Raw genomic sequence first — 15,146 nt, 5'->3', positions numbered from 1 at the left:
CCGACACCTTTTTTGCGCAGATGCGGGAGCGGATCGGTTCTGCGCGCGGTTTGCTGCCCCTCAACCCTTGGGAGGGGCATGAGGGCTTGTCCCCCACCTTTGACCGGCGACGCGGCAGGTTTTCGCCCCCGGTAGCTGACTCCTTGGCCCACGAGTGGGCCATCATGGCCGTGCTCGATTTCAGAATCACTTTCCGCGACAGTCTGCTCCGCTATGACTGCGCTGCCGTGGAACTGGGCTCAGGCGTCACGATTGGAAGGGAAGTCGGCGACTTGGCGCTCGCCGACGGCTACACGGGCAGCTGGGAGCCGTTGGACGAGGCCATGGCCAGGCTGAGTGCGCGCCTCCTCAGCGAGGGCACGCCGTATGGCTTCCCGTTCGCCGAGGAAGAGGTCGGTGTCTTGTTCCTCGTCTCCGACTCTGCCAGCTACTGGCAGGCGATCGCCGAGGCGAGTGCGAGCCGATTGGGGGAATTGGGACTTGAGAACGCGAGACTGAAGACGCTGCGGCAGGACGACCCCTGGCCCGAGCAGGAAGCAGCGCGGGTGGCTCATGTGCTGCGCTCGCACGTTGCGGTCAACTGCTTGGAGTCCGCCGGCCCGGTCCTGCTGGCAACCACGCCGCCTGCGCTGAGCGCCGCCAAGGTGCGCATTCCGCTGATGCCGGCAACTGGGCCGTGCGTGCGGGTTCAGCTTGGTAGCGGTGGTGAGTCCGCGGCGAACGAGGCAGCGACTCTCATCGCGATGCGGGCGCTCTACGCTGCGGGCCGCTACGAAGAGGCAGCGGCTCTGGCCACCTCCTCGCTGAAGGCATCGTCTGTGCCGGTTGCTCAGAGCGCGTGGCTGCAGTTCGTGCGCGCCCAGGCAAATCACGCGCTGGCGCGGTCGGGCGCTGAGCGGGGCGAGCGCGCCCTCCAGGCCTTGGACGACTATGCCGCCTGTCTGAAGGTCAGGAGCGCGGCCGACGACTCCCTGGCCGCGCCGTATCTTGTGTTCAACACTGCCGACTTGCACCGAATCCGTGGGGAGGTCGATAAAGCCGTAGCAGAGTTTGAGCGGGCAGCATCGGGCTTTGCCGCACAGAACGCCTGGCGAGAGGAAATCCTGGCTTACAAGGCACTCGAGGAGCTGCACAGATCGCAGGGCGCATGGCCGGCGGCGCGAGCCATGTGCCACAAGGTTGTGGCGATTGCTCAAGGCACGGGTGATGCACTCACCATGGGCGAAGCATGCGAAAGCCTGGGCATGCTCCTGGAGGTGGAAGGGCAGGCCGACAGCGCTCTGCTGGCCTACCGCCGCGGACTGGAGGTCTATCGTCTGGTGGGCAATCCCTACGGAGTGGCAGAGCTCGAAGGGAGGATTGGCGCCGCGTTTCGCCGTGTCGGCCAGGCAGATTCGGCACGCCACCACTTTGCACGGCAAATTGCCCTCGCCCAGGAGCTCCACAGCGAGCCATTGCTCGCCAAAGGCCACTTCCACCTTGGCCTCCTGCTGCGTGCGGATAACCGACTGGACTCGGCGCTCGTGCACTTCCAGGCCAGTCTCGAGCAGATGCGCCTCATGGGCGACCTTCCCGGCATGGCGCGGGCGCTGAACAACCTTGGCTCCGTCTATCATGAACAAGGGGATAGTGCACGTGCCGCGCGTTTCTACGCCGAGAGTCTGCAGGCTGCAGAGGAACTGGGGGAGAATGTGCTGGCCACCCGCGTGCTTCTCAACCTTGGCGACTTGTGCCGCGATGGCCAAGACTTTGCCCAGGCGACAGACTGGTACAACCGGGCGCTCAACTCAGCAAAGAGCAATGGTGACGTGCATGGGGAGGCCCTCTCGCTCTTCGCTCTTGGCTTGCTCCGTGTGAAGTCAGGGAAGATTAGCGACGGCTACGCCTTGCTGGAGCGAGCCGTGCGCCTGGGCGAGTCCGTCGAACCTCAGGAATTTGCTCCGCAGCGGGAGTTTCTTCGCCGCCTCCGCCAAATCATTAGCGGAGAGCCGTAGCCCGCCAACGCTGGCAACCACATGGGCCAGGCCAGATTGCCAAATCCCTCACCCTGTGTGCCCTAATTCCCTATGGCTGAGCGTCGCAGCAAACTGCACCACAAACTGGTCGGCCTTGTCGACAAGGCCGTACGCGACTATCAGCTGATTTCCTCGGGAGATCGCATACTGGTGGCCGTCTCCGGCGGGGCGGACTCCATGAGCATGCTCTTTCTCCTTGCCGAGCGGGTGGCCGTGTATGGGATGAATATCAGCTTGGTGCCAGTCTACTTGGACATGGGTTTCACCGCAGCTGCCGCAGAGAATGTGGAGCGCATGGTCGCCTTCTTCACTCGGTTCGCGAACTCCTATCATGTCGAGAGCACCCATTTTGGTCCGGAGGCCAACAGGGAGGGGGCCGGGAAGAACCCGTGTTTCCTCTGTTCGCGCCTGCGCCGCAAGCGCCTCTTTGAAATTGCCGAAGCACAGGGATGCAACAAAATTGCCCTCGGCCACCACAAGGACGACATTATCGAGACCTTTCTGATAAACGTCCTGTATGGTCGAGAGCTCAGCACCATGGTCCCCAGGCAAGAAGTCTTTCGGGGGCGGTTCTACCTCGTGCGGCCACTGGCCTATGTGTGGGAACGCGACCTCAAAGCCCTTGCTCGGGAGCAGAACTTTCCTATCATCGCTGAAGGTTGCCCCAATGAGCCCCTGTCCAAGCGGGCCTACGTGAAGAAACTGCTGCTCCAGCTGGAGCGGGATCACCGCGGCACCAAGGAGAATATCTTCAAGGCGCTTGGGCACGTGCGGACCGGCTACCTGCTTGGCTAAGGTGCCGACCGCAATTTCTCCCTTTGAGGTGAATCGGTTTCTTCGCGCCACCTTTCCCCCATGGTGAAGCTGGAACTCGCCTGTCTTCCATCGCGTAACGCCAACACCCGTGCCAAGGAGGACCCAGGACGCTCGGCTTGTGCGAACAAGGTCTCGCTGCGCTTTCCGCTTCCTCGGCGGTCGGTACCCCGCTGAGCTTTCCTCGTCCCTTCCTGCCTGAGAAATGACAAACGGGAGGTCAGACGCGCGGAGCGCGTCGGCCTCCCGTTGCCTTGGGACTCCGGTCGGCGGAGCAAGACCTGGGTGACTCGCTCATGAGGCCCGGCTTCTCAGTTCCCCTCGCGGGGACATACAGAGGGAGCCGGCCTCGGGCAGCGAGTCCTCAACCTCGCCCTGGTCTACTTCACCATAATCATGCGCTTGGTGTCCATAAAGTCCCCCGCCTTCATCCGGCAGAGGTACATGCCGGCGGCCACATGATTGCCCTGCTCATCCAGGCCGTCCCACTGCACCCTGTGGGCCCCTGCCTGGAGATTCCCGTCAACCAGCGTGCGGATGAGCTGCCCGTTAGTGTTGAAAACGGTGATGGTCACCCGCGAGTCCTTGGGGATCTGAAAATCGATCGTGGTCGAGGGGTTGAAGGGGTTCGGGAAGTTGGCTGCGAGGAGGTAGGCGTTGACAAAGTTGTGCAGAACGTTGTCGTTGGGGACAGGCAATTCCGTCGACTTTTGCAAGAATGGGCCGGGAGCGTCGAAGCGCAGTGCGATGGCAAGGTCATCGATCCTGAAACCATCGGTACCGCCCAGGTCAGTGATTGTCACGGTATTCCCCCGCACGACTAAGTCGGTCAGTGGAATGGGGATCCTTGCCGTCTTCGGGGTGAGGCCATTGACAATTTCCGGTGGCAGGGGGACGAGAGCCCGGTTGACTCTGACTCGTGCCTCACTGACTGCATCGATGTCGAAAGCAGTCAGAATGAGCTCTCCATGCACGGCTTCCGAGGGGTTGACAGGGATTTCTATGTTCCAGGACTTCTGACCCCCAGGGGGTATTATGTAGGGCAAGCCCTCCTGTGGGTGCAGTTCCACGAGCACATCCGCGGGCCGACGAGCCAAGTCGATCCCCCGTGGGTGCACATCGCCCAACTCGATGGTTGCCACCACCCCGGGCGGTTGTAGGGTGTTGTCGATGACCGAGATGGAGTTCGCGCCGGTGTTGCTCACGTAGGAGAACCCTCCGTCGAAGGAATAGACGACGTCGGTTGGCAATGTGCCCACGGCCACCTGGCCGGCCACTGCGGGAGATGCCGGATTGGCCAGATCCAGAATCGTAATCATGCCCATGAAGCTGTTAACCACCTGCGCGCCCTTTCCGTCGGGGGCGACCGCAATGGAAGTGGGCGTCGTTAGCGCCCCGAGCTCCAGCGTGCCCGCCACTGCCGGAGGTGTCGCCTGCAGGTCGAGGACCATCACCGCCCCGGCAATCGTGTTTGTTACATAGGCGTATCGCCCATCCGGATGCACGGCAACGGCTGCAGGGGTGCCACCTAACAAAACGCTGCCCTTGATGGTGTGGGTGGTGGCGTCGATAAGGGTCACCGTGCCGCCCGCCGCGTCACCCACCGCAGGGTTGGTCACCAGTGCCCACTTGCCATCCGGAGTGAAGGCAATTCCTAATGGCGCCACCTCTGTGGGGATCTCGTGGAAGACAGTGTGGTCCTTGGTGGCGATGACCGAGATGTACTCCATCTGGTCGTAGCCGGAAAGGGAGCAGCTGACGTACACGAAGGAGCCGTCCGGGCTGATGGCCAACTCCGTCGGGCCGTGACGCACCTGGAGCACGGTCGCTACCTTGCGCAGCACCAAGTCGACCACGAACACCTGCCGGGTCGCGGCACTGCTCACGTACGCCCAGCGGCCATCTGGAGTAGCCTTTACGTCGAAGGGGATCACGGCGTAGTTCCGGGAAGTCTCGTCAAAGATGGGGATGGTTGCGATGAGCGTATTGTCGGTGAGGTCAATCATCTGGAGCACCCCACCCTCAGCCCCGGCCACCAGGGCGATAGTGCCCTTCGGCGTGGGAGCAGCCAGCAGTTGCCAGCCTGTTGCGACAAAGACCAGCAACGTGGCAACGAAAAGTAAACGTGTTCTTCGAGACATAAGCACCTCCTTGACACATGAGTGGTGCAGCCACCGAATCGGACGGTATCCCCAGCCACACCAGGAGAACCTGGGTTTCACCGCGCCGACTCGAACCCTTGGAGCTTGGCGATTGCTCGCTCCTGCTCCACCATCTGTAGCAAATGTCTCTACTCCCGTTTCGTTCACCTCCTTAGGTTGACTTTCCACCCGGTGCCCCAGAGGGAGATGGGCACACTAAAACTCCGCGCTGCAGCCTAAAGACAGCATGCGTGGCATCATGTAGATGGTGCCGGTCGGTGTCGCCGAACCGCTCGGGTAGTGGAAATCCCACGTCGTGTCGTAGATATTGCGCTGATTGGTGACGTTGAATACTTCGATGTACAGAGATGCCTCTTTTCGCAGGGGAAGGTGCATCCGATAGCTGACGCGCATGTCGAGTCTGCTGTATGGCGCCGACGCTTGGCCTCTGTGCGTCACCCGCTCGCCCGGCGTGATCTGTGGACGGCCGCTGGCATAGGTCCAGCCAAATCCGACGTGCAGCGCAGGTAGGGTCTTCACCTCAACTTGCGCCACATACGAGTGCGTTCGCTCCCACTTGAAGGGAATCCAGACGTCGCTCCCCACGCGCCGGTACCGCGATTGTGCCCATGTGTAGTGCGTATGGAAGAAAAACGGTGAGGGGGACTCCAGAGGCGTGTCAAGAGAGAGCTCCACCCCCGCCGAGTAACCTTCGCCGAAGTTCCGCGCGGTGAAAGTGATCAAGTCCTCCGGAAGGAGCATACGGGAGTAGGACTTGACATACCCCGTGATCTTACCGATGACCGAGCGAGGCCACTCTTTCTCCGCCCCGAGGATGTAGTGGGTGGCCTTCTCCGCTTTCAACGAAGAAATTGCCTTGCCGATGATTAGCGGCTCGTTGCGCGCGATGGTCGAAAGGAGCGTTGGATACTGATAAAAGTCGCCATAGGCCGCAAATGCCCTCAAGTCGCGCGTCGGGCGCCAGACCGCGTTGACGCGGGGACTGAGCAAGCGCTCCCCGTTCAGCGTCGAATAGTCTGCACGCACGCCAAGCACGAGATCCACTCTTTCCGAGAAATGAGAATGATTCTGAAGGTATGCCCCCACGAGGGTTGGGCTGTAATTGCAGCTGAGCGCGACCGGCAATTGGAGAGGCGTGCGCCAGTTGGCATGCCATTCCACCCGCGAATGCGACTCGGCTACCGAGGTACCGCCCTCGAGGCGGGCGAGTGGGCCGAGATCGAGGAAGAGCCAGGCGCCGGCCGTGCGTTGGCCGATTTCGTAGCGCAGGTGAGCCTGGTAGTCCTCGTTAGCTATGTCTGACAAGCGAAGCCAGTTGCGGTCCGTGCAGGAGGAGAGAGAGACCCCGAGGAGCGCCTTGCTGCTCAAAATGGTGCTCCAATCAATTGCTGCGGTCTGCGAACGTGAATCTTGGGAAAACTCCATCGCTTCGCTTTCCACCGTTGCCAAGGCGGCCCCCTCGCCAGCACGAGCGAAAGTCAAGGCTATCCTGTGATCCTTTGCCGGGGAGAGAGAGAGCTTGGCGAAAAGTTCGTCGAAGCGCGGAAACGCGTAAGGTCCCTTTGCTATTGTCGGACCGATTAGGTCAATGACGGAGCGGCGCGCAGCGAGCAACAAACTTCCCTTCCCGTCGAACAGAGGTTGGTCAAAGACAGAGGAGGCAGCCAACAGGTCCAGATGGCAGGCGACCGCGCGTCGTTCGCGATTCCCTTCGCGGGTGTGCAGTTGGATCACGGCAGAGGATGTGTTCCCATAGCGCGCCGAGAAACCCCCAGGAATCACGTCCACGTAACTCAAGATCTCCGGCATGAAGGCGCTCATTCCGCCGCCCAGCAGCGAACGAAGCCGGTAAGGGTAGGGGATGGTGGTGCGGTCGAGCAGCACCGAATTCTGGTCCGGGCTGCCACCTCGCGCGTAGGGCAGACCGTTAAAGTCATTGGCCATGCCAAAGGAAGGGAGAGTGCGCAGGCTGCGGAGTAGGTCGCCGAAGGCGCCTGGGGCCTGGCTGTGACGAACAGGGTCAATGACGAGACGGAGGCCTTCGTCGGCCTCGAAAGCAGCCCGCTCGGCAGTGACAGAGACGGCTGGGAGTTCTATGGTGGTCGGTTCCATGTGGAGGACAAGTTGGGTTGTCGCTCCCGCCACCACTTTGACCCCTGTCACAGCCACTGTCCTGTAGCCGATCCTGTGCGCGGAGAGCGTGTAGGACCCCGGTACGATCGCGGAAGCGCTGAATCGTCCGTCGTTGTCAGTGGTCAGGTTGACCGGTGTTCCCTCGAGGCGCACGGCGACATTTCCTACTGGCTGATGCGAGACCAGATCCAGGACCTGCCCATTGAGGGTGCCTGCCGCACCGGAAGCAGGAGGCTCGCCTGCTGTTGCCCCAAGGGCGGGCAACGCCACCAGGAGGAGTAGGAGGTGTCTCATAATTCTGCCACCAGTGAGCAGAGACGTTACGCTTCCTCATCCTTCCATGGACGGGCGCCGTGGACGCGAGCGATGCTGTGCGAATGGTGAAATGCGATCGGCGGGCGAAATCCATTTCCCCGACAACCTTTGGCAAAACTCACGAGCGCTGTGGCGCTCGCCTTCGCCTGCCCTGCTTGGCCCGCGAAGGATCGACGGAGGCAATTGAGCTGACCGTGCCCATCAGTGCTTCAGGCACCGACACGAGCAACTCAACCGCCGGGCGTGTGTCCAGTTCACCGGCAGTGTGACTGGCCCGTATCAGCACAGGGCCGAGCCCTGTAAGCGCCAATGGTTACGAGAGAATCGAGTGTGCTGGGGCTGCCTTTCTTGCTGCATCGTGCTGTACAGGCAGCCGGACTCCTTAAGGGTGCCACTCGCTCTAAAGTTGGTCTGCCGATGTCCTCATGCCCCCGCCCAGTGGAACGATGGAGGAGTGCCTGTTGGTGGGTAACCTCAACCCGTGGGCAAAGAGCTGTAGGCCGACGCCTTCTTCGCCCGAACCCCGAGGACGATGCAAATATACCAAAATCTTGCGAAAAAGTCAAGGAAAATCTCTGCCGCGTCCGCGGTGCCGCGAGAGGCTTTCTACCAGCTGCGTGCGTCCTCCTCGGCTGCAGGACCAACCGCGGACACCAGGTGCTCTGTCCAGGGGTGGGCCGCTTGGGTCGAATTGCTGTGGCCCTGGCTCCTCAGGCCGTGCTCGAGCGCGCCTGGCGACGTACTGCGCTCCAGGTGCCACGCAGAAGTGATGGAGGCACCGAGGTTCCCTGGCACTAAGAGGACGGCACTAAGCTTAGCCTACTCCACCACCTCCCGCAACGCGCTGGCTGCGGTGTAGAAGGCGCCCACTCCCGCGAGGTGACCTGCGACGCGCAGCACCTCGGCGATTTCTACCGGCGTGGCTCCTTCCTGCATGGCCGCAGTCGCCAGTGCCCGCACGCCATTGACCGCCCCGTGTGCGGCGTCGAAGGCCATGGCAATGAGGAGCTTCACCTTGCGCGGCAGTGCCCCCGAGGCAAAGACAAAATCGTCCATGCGCCGCAAATGGGCGAGCACCTCGGGGTCGAGTTTCTCGAATACCAAGAGTGGATGTTCTGGCATGACAGTCGCCCTCCCTCTTCGTTTTCGTTTCGGGTCCCTGTCGAGCGTCACCGGACTTCGCACAGCCCGCGGTGACGTGACTTTCCTCTCCCTACCCCTCCCTCGTGCGCCGGGCGAGGGAAACCACGCTGGCTGCGGCGCTGAGCACGCTGCCCACCACAAGGGCGTGGCGGAACGCGTGCAGAAAGCTCTGCGCCTCCATTGGCGTCAAGGAGGGTTTGCGCAGGACTTCAGGCGGCGCAAGGGCATAGACGACCAGACCGGCAATGGCAACACCCAGCACCATCCCCACGTTGCGCATCGTAGCCAACACCCCCGATGCCGTCCCGAGTCGGGACTTGGGCACGCTGCCCATCACCGCGCTGTTATTGGGGGACTGAAAGATCCCCGTCCCGAGCCCGAAAAGAGCCAGCCTGAGAGCTACCTCCCTCGGCCGCGCATCGGCCGGCAGCTGCGCCATCAGCGCGAGGGCGATGCTCGAGATCCCAGCACCCACGCACGCCAGGGTCCTGGTGCCGACCCGGTCAGAAAGCCAGCCGCTGAAAGCAGCGATGAGCATTACCGCCAAAGGGGAGGCAGTCATCACCAGCCCCACTTTGTTCGGCGGCAAGGAGAGGACCCTGTGCAGGTAGAAGGGCGTCAGGAAGACGAGCACGTATTGGGACATGAAGCTCAGCAGGGCAGCAAGGAGTCCCAGGCTGAAGACGCCATTGGTGAACAGACTCAGGTCCAGCAGGGGCGAGCGGACCTTCTTTTCAGCAGTAAGGAAAACCGCCCCGGCGACTAGCGCCATGGCAAGTGCGCACCAGGCAAACACTGAGGGATTCCCTGTCTGCGCCCGGTTGACGAAAAGCAACAGCCCCAGCAGAGCCATGAAGCCGCTGCTCGCCCCCGCCCAGTCGACTCCGCCCGACTCGCCTCTGATTGGCGGCAAGACCCTTGCGGCGAAGAGGAGTCCGGCAAGGCCAATGGGGAGGTTGACCAAGAACACGAACCGCCAGCCGAGCAATGAGGTGATGAGGCCGCCCAACGAGGGACCGATGGCAAGACCGGCCGAGATGCTGATGGCATTGATGCCTAGAGCCTTGCCTCGCTCCTCCGGGGGAAATGAGGCGGTGATGAGGGCAAAGGGAACAGCCATCATCATGCCGGCGGCCAATCCCTGGAGAGCACGGCAGGCGATGAGCCAGCCAGCAGTGGGGGCTAACCCACACATGGCGGAAGCCAGGACGAACCCACCCAGACCCCACAGGTACACTCGTCTGTAACCTATGATGTCGCCAAGGCGACCGAAGAACATCAGCAGGCTGCTTATGGTGAGCAAGTAGGTCATGGGCACCCACTGCACCGTCGAAATCGGCACACCGAAGGAAGCACTAATGGTGGGCAAGACGACATTGACGATGCTTCCGTCAATGGGCCCCATGATGCCCCCCAACATCACAGCTGCTAACACCCGGTAGGGGTGAGTTGATTCTTCCCCAACGTTCCTGGCCGAGCTGACTTGAGCATCCACTGTCTGTCGCACTCTGTTCCTTTCTGTCTACCAGTTTGGGGAATAGCACCTCGGTGGCCCGAATTCGTGGCTGCGCCGTCTGGCTGCGCTGCGCCTCGACATGTCCGACTTCGGGTAACCTTAGGCCTCTCCGTCAAGTGCGCTTGCGCAGGACAGCGACCACATGCGAAGTGAGGTACTTGTTCACCACCGGGACCCTACTCAGGAAATTCAAGCCTTTGACCATTTTCAGACGAAAGGCCAACATCTCGTAGCCGGTTTCCTCTACCAGCCGTTTGAATTCCCCGATGGTGATTCCATTGAGCTCCAAGAAGTGCTCAACGTACGACAGCCTCCCGAAGCGAGGCGCGGGGTTCAGCTTCTCGAGGGCTGCCACAATTGTCGCGCGCGAGAACAAGAGCTGGCACCAGGGTATGTGGATATAGTCGTAGACGTGGCCGGCGCTGGGGCTTGTCCAGGGAGGGAAGAGGGCGCAGAGCAAACCTCCAGGCTTGAGAACCCTCCGGCACTCCACCAAGGCCGGTTGAAGGTCTGGCCTCCTGATGTGCTCCACGACGCCATTGAGCAGAACGACGTTGAACGAGTCGGAAGGGAAGGGTAAGAAGCGCAGGCTACCCACCATGAACCGGAGGTTGTGAGCTTTCCTGGCCTTGGTGAACTTTGCAGCGTACCGGACGTGGTGGAGGTCATTATCAAGGCCTACGACATATCGTGCGCCGTGCTGGGCGCAGTACAGCGTCTTCCCGCCGAGTCCACATCCCCCATCCAGGATGTTTTGGCCCGCCAGGCGAAGGTGGGGCCCATAGGACGAGAGGATTTCCTCTGCCTCACCGATATCGGCTTCGAAGTAACTCCTGGGTGATTCCCTGCCCATGAGTCTGCGCCGTGGGAAAAGGCGATTCAATCCCAGGCAAATCTGTTCGCTCGTGCCCACGTTTCCCCTCCTTGAGCTCTGATAGCCAGAGGATTTGGGGCCAATTCTACCCCCTCACCCCAGAGTCTCTCTGGAACAGTCCAGCCTGATCCCCAACCGCTGTCACTCCGCACAAAGGAGCATAGCCCGCGTGCGCCCCTTGCAAGAGTTCACTCACCAGAGAGCCGTCCGGCAACAAATCCATGCCCTCGGCAGGTGGCGAATAGGGGTGACTCCAATGTCTCCGCTTGTTCCAATCTACGAAGATGCGCTGCCAAAGTCAAGGCGATTGTCGCCGTTGCCTGGAGAGGTCAGGCAAGCGAGCTTGCAGCGCATGAGTCATTCTGGCTCGGTGGCATTCAAGAGCCAGGCAATCTTGTCGCGTACCATCTCTTTGAGAGAGACGCTGCTCATAGGCCGCAGCTCCGCGTAGGGTATGGGTTCGCCTATGCGCAGCGTGAGATGACCGGGACGAATCAACCAGCTCCCCTTGCGGTTGATGCGGAACGCGTTGACCATGGCTACGGGCACGAGATCTACGCCTGCATAGCGCGCCATGTCGAACGGTGCCCGCTTGAAGGGCCGGAGGCGGCCATCGAGAGTGCGATGCCCCTCGGGCAGAAGGACAATGGAGATGCCTTTGCGGAGCGCCTCCTCGGCCCGCCGGAGGCTTTGCATGGCGCTGAACGGTCGGTGATGACTGATGGGAATGTTGCCGATTCTCTTGATAACCGTGCCGTAGAAAAACCAGCGGAAATGGCTCTCCAGCTCCACGCCCCGCACCAGCTGGGGTAAGTAACCACCAAGCACGAAGACGTCGAAGATGTTCACGTGATTGCTCATGAAGAGATAGGTTCTGTCCCGCCGGATGTGCTGCAAACCTTCGACGTGCACCCGAATGCCGATAGATTTCAGCAGGGTGCGACACATCCATTTAAGCACCGGGTCATAACTGCGCATGGGAAGAAAGAAGCTGGCAAGCACAATGGTGCCGCCAAAGATGCCCAAGAGCAGCCCACCCCACATCCACAAGAGCGCTGAGACTATCTGTGCCACAGACCCAACACCTGCAAACGTTTGGGAAGGATACCCACCTCGATGGGCGTGGACCCGAGGAGCTCCCCATCAGGGGTGAGCACCTTTTGCCGGTCCGTGACGGCGCGGATGTGCTGGCCCCGAAAAGTCTCCACCTCCGGGAGCTCCAGGTGCGCGCCGCGAAAGATGCGAGGAAAGGAGCGAAGGAGTTTGCGGCGAGTGATGCGGTTCAGGATGACCACATCCAGATAGCCATCGTCAATGGCTGCCTGCGGAGCCATCAGCATGGTGCCGGCAGTGTAGCGCGAGTTGCAAATCTCTACGAAACAGTTCGTTCTCTCATAGGTCTTTCCGTCTACCGTGAGTTCGAGGTGGTAGTGTGAAAGGGACGCGGTGATCTGGAAAACGCCCACCACGTAGCTCAAGTGGCGCAGCACCTTGTAACGGGAAGCTGCGTAGCAGACGTCCGAGACGAAGCCGAAGCCGAGCATATTCAGGAAGAAGTAACGTTGCCCCCCGGCTTCAAACCAGGCTACATCGACAGGCCTGTTCTGCTTGCCGACAACCGTCTCGATCGCCCCGGCAAAGTCGGCAAAGATGCCCAGGTCCTGGGAGAAGGAATTGCCGCTGCCCACCGGCACCACGCCCAGCGTAGTGGAGGGCGGTGCGTCTGCATTGAGGAGTCCATTGACGACCTCGAACAGCGTTCCGTCGCCGCCCACGCAGACGACAGCGTCGAAGGCGGAGGGGTCGAGCTTCTCCGCAAGGTGCACTGCATGTCCGGGATATTCAGACACAAGGGTCTCGCACGCGACGCCCTTCTGCGTCAGGGCAGCGAGGGCCCGTTGTCCTGCTTTGCTGCCACGTCCGTTGCCGGCCATCGGGTTAATGATCAGGGCCACCCTCACCGGGGCTCCTCCTTGTTGTGTTGTCTTCCGCAGGTAGCTGTGAACGAAATTTAGCGTTTTTGAGGCGAATGTCAAGAAGTTTTTGGCGCGTGCGTGCACCGCGCTTCGCCATGCGGTCTGAGCCGGGCATCAGGACGCGACGAGGCATTCTTCGCTGGGGGTTTTTCACACGAGAAGAAGAGTGGGGTCTGCGCTTTGGCCAAAAGGTGCGCTATGAAGCACCTACCTTCGCCGCCGCTCCCCTGGCGTGGATCGTCTCCCCCCGTGACGTATCGCGCACCCCTCACGGGGCATCGCACCAGGTTGAGGGAAGACTAATTGCAAAAAAGCCTTGAAATTAATGAAAGAAATTGTTATCATTAGCGCGACGAGATCCTGACGGTTGGGATTCGACTTCGGTGCTTCTCCACGAGCAACGGAGGGATGGTGGCTTTTCGGGAGGTGGCTGGTGTGGTGGATGTGCGGGCGACATCCCAAAGGGTGGGCCGTGATGGCGTGCGCCCAGTCAGGAGAAGGTAAGGACTGATGGCAAGGACCTGGACTGCTCCAGTGTCCTTGTTCTTTTTTGGGCCCTGGGATGTGGTGCTTGTGGGAGGAAGGGTTGGGCAACACCAACGGCGAGATCCTGCGCGCTGATTGGCTGCTGAGCGAGGTCATCGAGCGGATACCAGCAGGGATCGCCGTCATTGACCAGGACGGGCGCCTGCTGGCGGCGAATGCCTTGCAGGAGGAACTCGCTGGCCGGAGGCGCGAATCCCTCATCGGTAGCTCAATAGCCGAAGTTCCACCCTTCGCCCAAGTCGACTGGACTGCTTGCTTCGGGACGGGTGCGGAGCAGGGCGGTCCAAAGATCCCGTGTACCGCGTCTCGCCAGGGGGAGTTGGTTTTCGCCACCACTCGAGGCCGAGTGAGAGTGTGGCCGATTCGCGACGCCGGCGACCTGAGCGGTTTCCTTGCGATCACGGAGCCGGCGCCGGAAAGTGACGATGAGACTGATCTGGTGCGGAGAGTCATTGCAGCGTTTCCGCACCCGATAGCGCTGGTGGATGACCAATTGCAAGTGCATGCCTGGAGTCGCACCCTGCAAGCTCTCGTGCCAACAGATGAATTTGTTACAGCGCGCCCGTCATGTCGGGACCTCTTCTGCCAAGGGAGGTGGTCCTGCAGGGGATGTCCCATCCGGGATGCTTTGGCTGGCGCCGGCGCAAGTGCAATAACAAACCTTCATGGCACAAGCGGCGGCGCAACGATGATTGCCTGGCCGGTCCGCGGTACCAGCGCCCCGGAGCGCACCGCTCTGGTGGAGGTCCTGACCGGGCCAGGTGCGGCTCAGGTTCTTGCGGCGCCCACGGACGGGTCGCAGTCGCCTGCCCGTATGGGCACAGGAAACCCCTTCGGACTGCACGAGGCAGCACTGCGAGCCTGTGGCTTGGCGGTCTTTGTGGTGGACAGGTCTGCGCGCGTGGTGGACCGATTCGGATATGTCACACCACCCGCGGGTCCGCATCCGGAGGAGAGCCCTTTCGAAAAGTGGCTGGGCGCGGAAGGAGGAGCAGTGGTGAAAGCTGCCATCAGCCGCTGGAGGCCATTCGTCGGTACCCCCAGACCAGGGTCAGCGAGGACTGTGGTGCTTCCTGTCTCATTCGTGAATAACAAGAGTGGCGCAGTGCTTGCGGTTGATGCAAAGCCGGTTGCCAAAGATGGCAAGGGGTATGACGATGCCCTCTTGCAGAGGCTCTCGTGCTTCGCAGAACTCGGCGCCGCACTGGCCCATGAAGTGAACAATGCCCTCAATGCCATCGCGCAGCGCATCGATTGTCTGCGGATTGAGCTAAGCGACGGTATTGATGAAGCAAAAGCGGAGGCGGAAGTAGCGCTGGTCAAGGAGGACGTTCGCCGCATCGTTTTTGCCACCAGGGAGTTGCTCCAGATCGCCAGCCCGGCTTCCGAAGAGCCTTCCCCGGTGGACGTCAACAGTGTGGTGTTGCGGGCACTGGCCACCTCGCAGGCAACAGCGCCACAGTGCAGCGTGGTTCTAAAGAAGGTTCTTCAGCCTGACATCCCTGCCGTCTGCGCGTGGGAGACAGAGTTGGAGCGCTGCATCCGCAACCTCGTGGATAATGCCGTGGAAGCCATGGGTGGCGAGGGGACGCTCACAGTGGCAACGCGCTGGATTCCGGAAACAGGCCAGGTGGAGGTCTCTGTAGCTGACAC

The 15,146-nt window shown here is 61.3% G+C and carries 10 protein-coding genes; 3 read left to right on the top strand and 7 right to left on the bottom strand.

The features are described from left to right. On the top strand, window positions 1-1,994 hold a 1,994-nt coding region (locus H5U38_07930; protein MBC7186945.1), incomplete at its 5' end, for a tetratricopeptide repeat protein. Window positions 1,995-2,066: 72 nt separating this feature from the next. Beyond that, window positions 2,067-2,810 carry a tRNA 2-thiocytidine(32) synthetase TtcA gene (locus tag H5U38_07925; GenBank protein ID MBC7186944.1) on the top strand — a complete coding sequence of 248 codons (744 nt, stop codon included), beginning with the start codon at window positions 2,067-2,069 and terminating at the stop codon, window positions 2,808-2,810. 398 nt (window positions 2,811-3,208) lie between these two features. On the opposite strand, the gene H5U38_07920 is transcribed toward H5U38_07925, so the two are convergent. The 7 genes from H5U38_07920 to H5U38_07890 all read right to left on the bottom strand — a co-directional run bounded on the left by H5U38_07920 (window position 3,209) and on the right by H5U38_07890 (window position 12,932). Then, window positions 3,209-4,969 carry a T9SS type A sorting domain-containing protein gene (locus tag H5U38_07920; GenBank protein MBC7186943.1) on the bottom strand — a complete coding sequence of 587 codons (1,761 nt, stop codon included), beginning with the start codon at window positions 4,967-4,969 and terminating at the stop codon, window positions 3,209-3,211. A gap of 216 nt (window positions 4,970-5,185) precedes the next feature. Next, a complete protein-coding gene (locus H5U38_07915; GenBank protein ID MBC7186942.1) occupies window positions 5,186-7,417 on the bottom strand; it encodes a TonB-dependent receptor in 2,232 nt (743 codons plus the stop codon). Window positions 7,418-8,257: 840 nt separating this feature from the next. Continuing rightward, a complete protein-coding gene (locus tag H5U38_07910; GenBank protein ID MBC7186941.1) occupies window positions 8,258-8,560 on the bottom strand; it encodes a carboxymuconolactone decarboxylase family protein in 303 nt (100 codons plus the stop codon). A gap of 91 nt (window positions 8,561-8,651) precedes the next feature. Then, window positions 8,652-10,001, bottom strand: a complete 1,350-nt coding sequence (locus H5U38_07905) for an MFS transporter (GenBank protein MBC7186940.1) — start codon at window positions 9,999-10,001, stop codon at window positions 8,652-8,654. A 208-nt stretch (window positions 10,002-10,209) separates the two neighbouring features. Then, on the bottom strand, window positions 10,210-11,010 hold the full coding sequence (locus H5U38_07900; GenBank protein MBC7186939.1) for a class I SAM-dependent methyltransferase: 801 nt from the start codon (window positions 11,008-11,010) through the stop codon (window positions 10,210-10,212). Between the two features lie 318 nt (window positions 11,011-11,328). Next, window positions 11,329-12,045 carry a 1-acyl-sn-glycerol-3-phosphate acyltransferase gene (locus H5U38_07895; GenBank protein MBC7186938.1) on the bottom strand — a complete coding sequence of 239 codons (717 nt, stop codon included), beginning with the start codon at window positions 12,043-12,045 and terminating at the stop codon, window positions 11,329-11,331. Next, window positions 12,033-12,932: a diacylglycerol kinase family lipid kinase gene (locus tag H5U38_07890; GenBank protein ID MBC7186937.1), complete on the bottom strand. Its 900-nt coding sequence runs from the start codon at window positions 12,930-12,932 to the stop codon at window positions 12,033-12,035. Before H5U38_07890 ends, H5U38_07895 begins: the two co-directional genes overlap by 13 nt. Before the next feature lie 601 nt (window positions 12,933-13,533). On the opposite strand from H5U38_07890, the gene H5U38_07885 reads away from it, so the two are divergent. Next, on the top strand, window positions 13,534-15,146 hold a 1,613-nt coding region (locus tag H5U38_07885), incomplete at its 3' end, for a PAS domain-containing protein (GenBank protein ID MBC7186936.1).

This window comes from Calditrichota bacterium, from assembly GCA_014359355.1.
Classification (GTDB): domain Bacteria; phylum Zhuqueibacterota; class Zhuqueibacteria; order JANLFK01; family Oleimicrobiaceae; genus Oleimicrobium.
The sequence above is the reverse complement of the archived record's forward strand: the minus strand, read 5'-3'. Positions and strand labels throughout refer to the sequence as shown.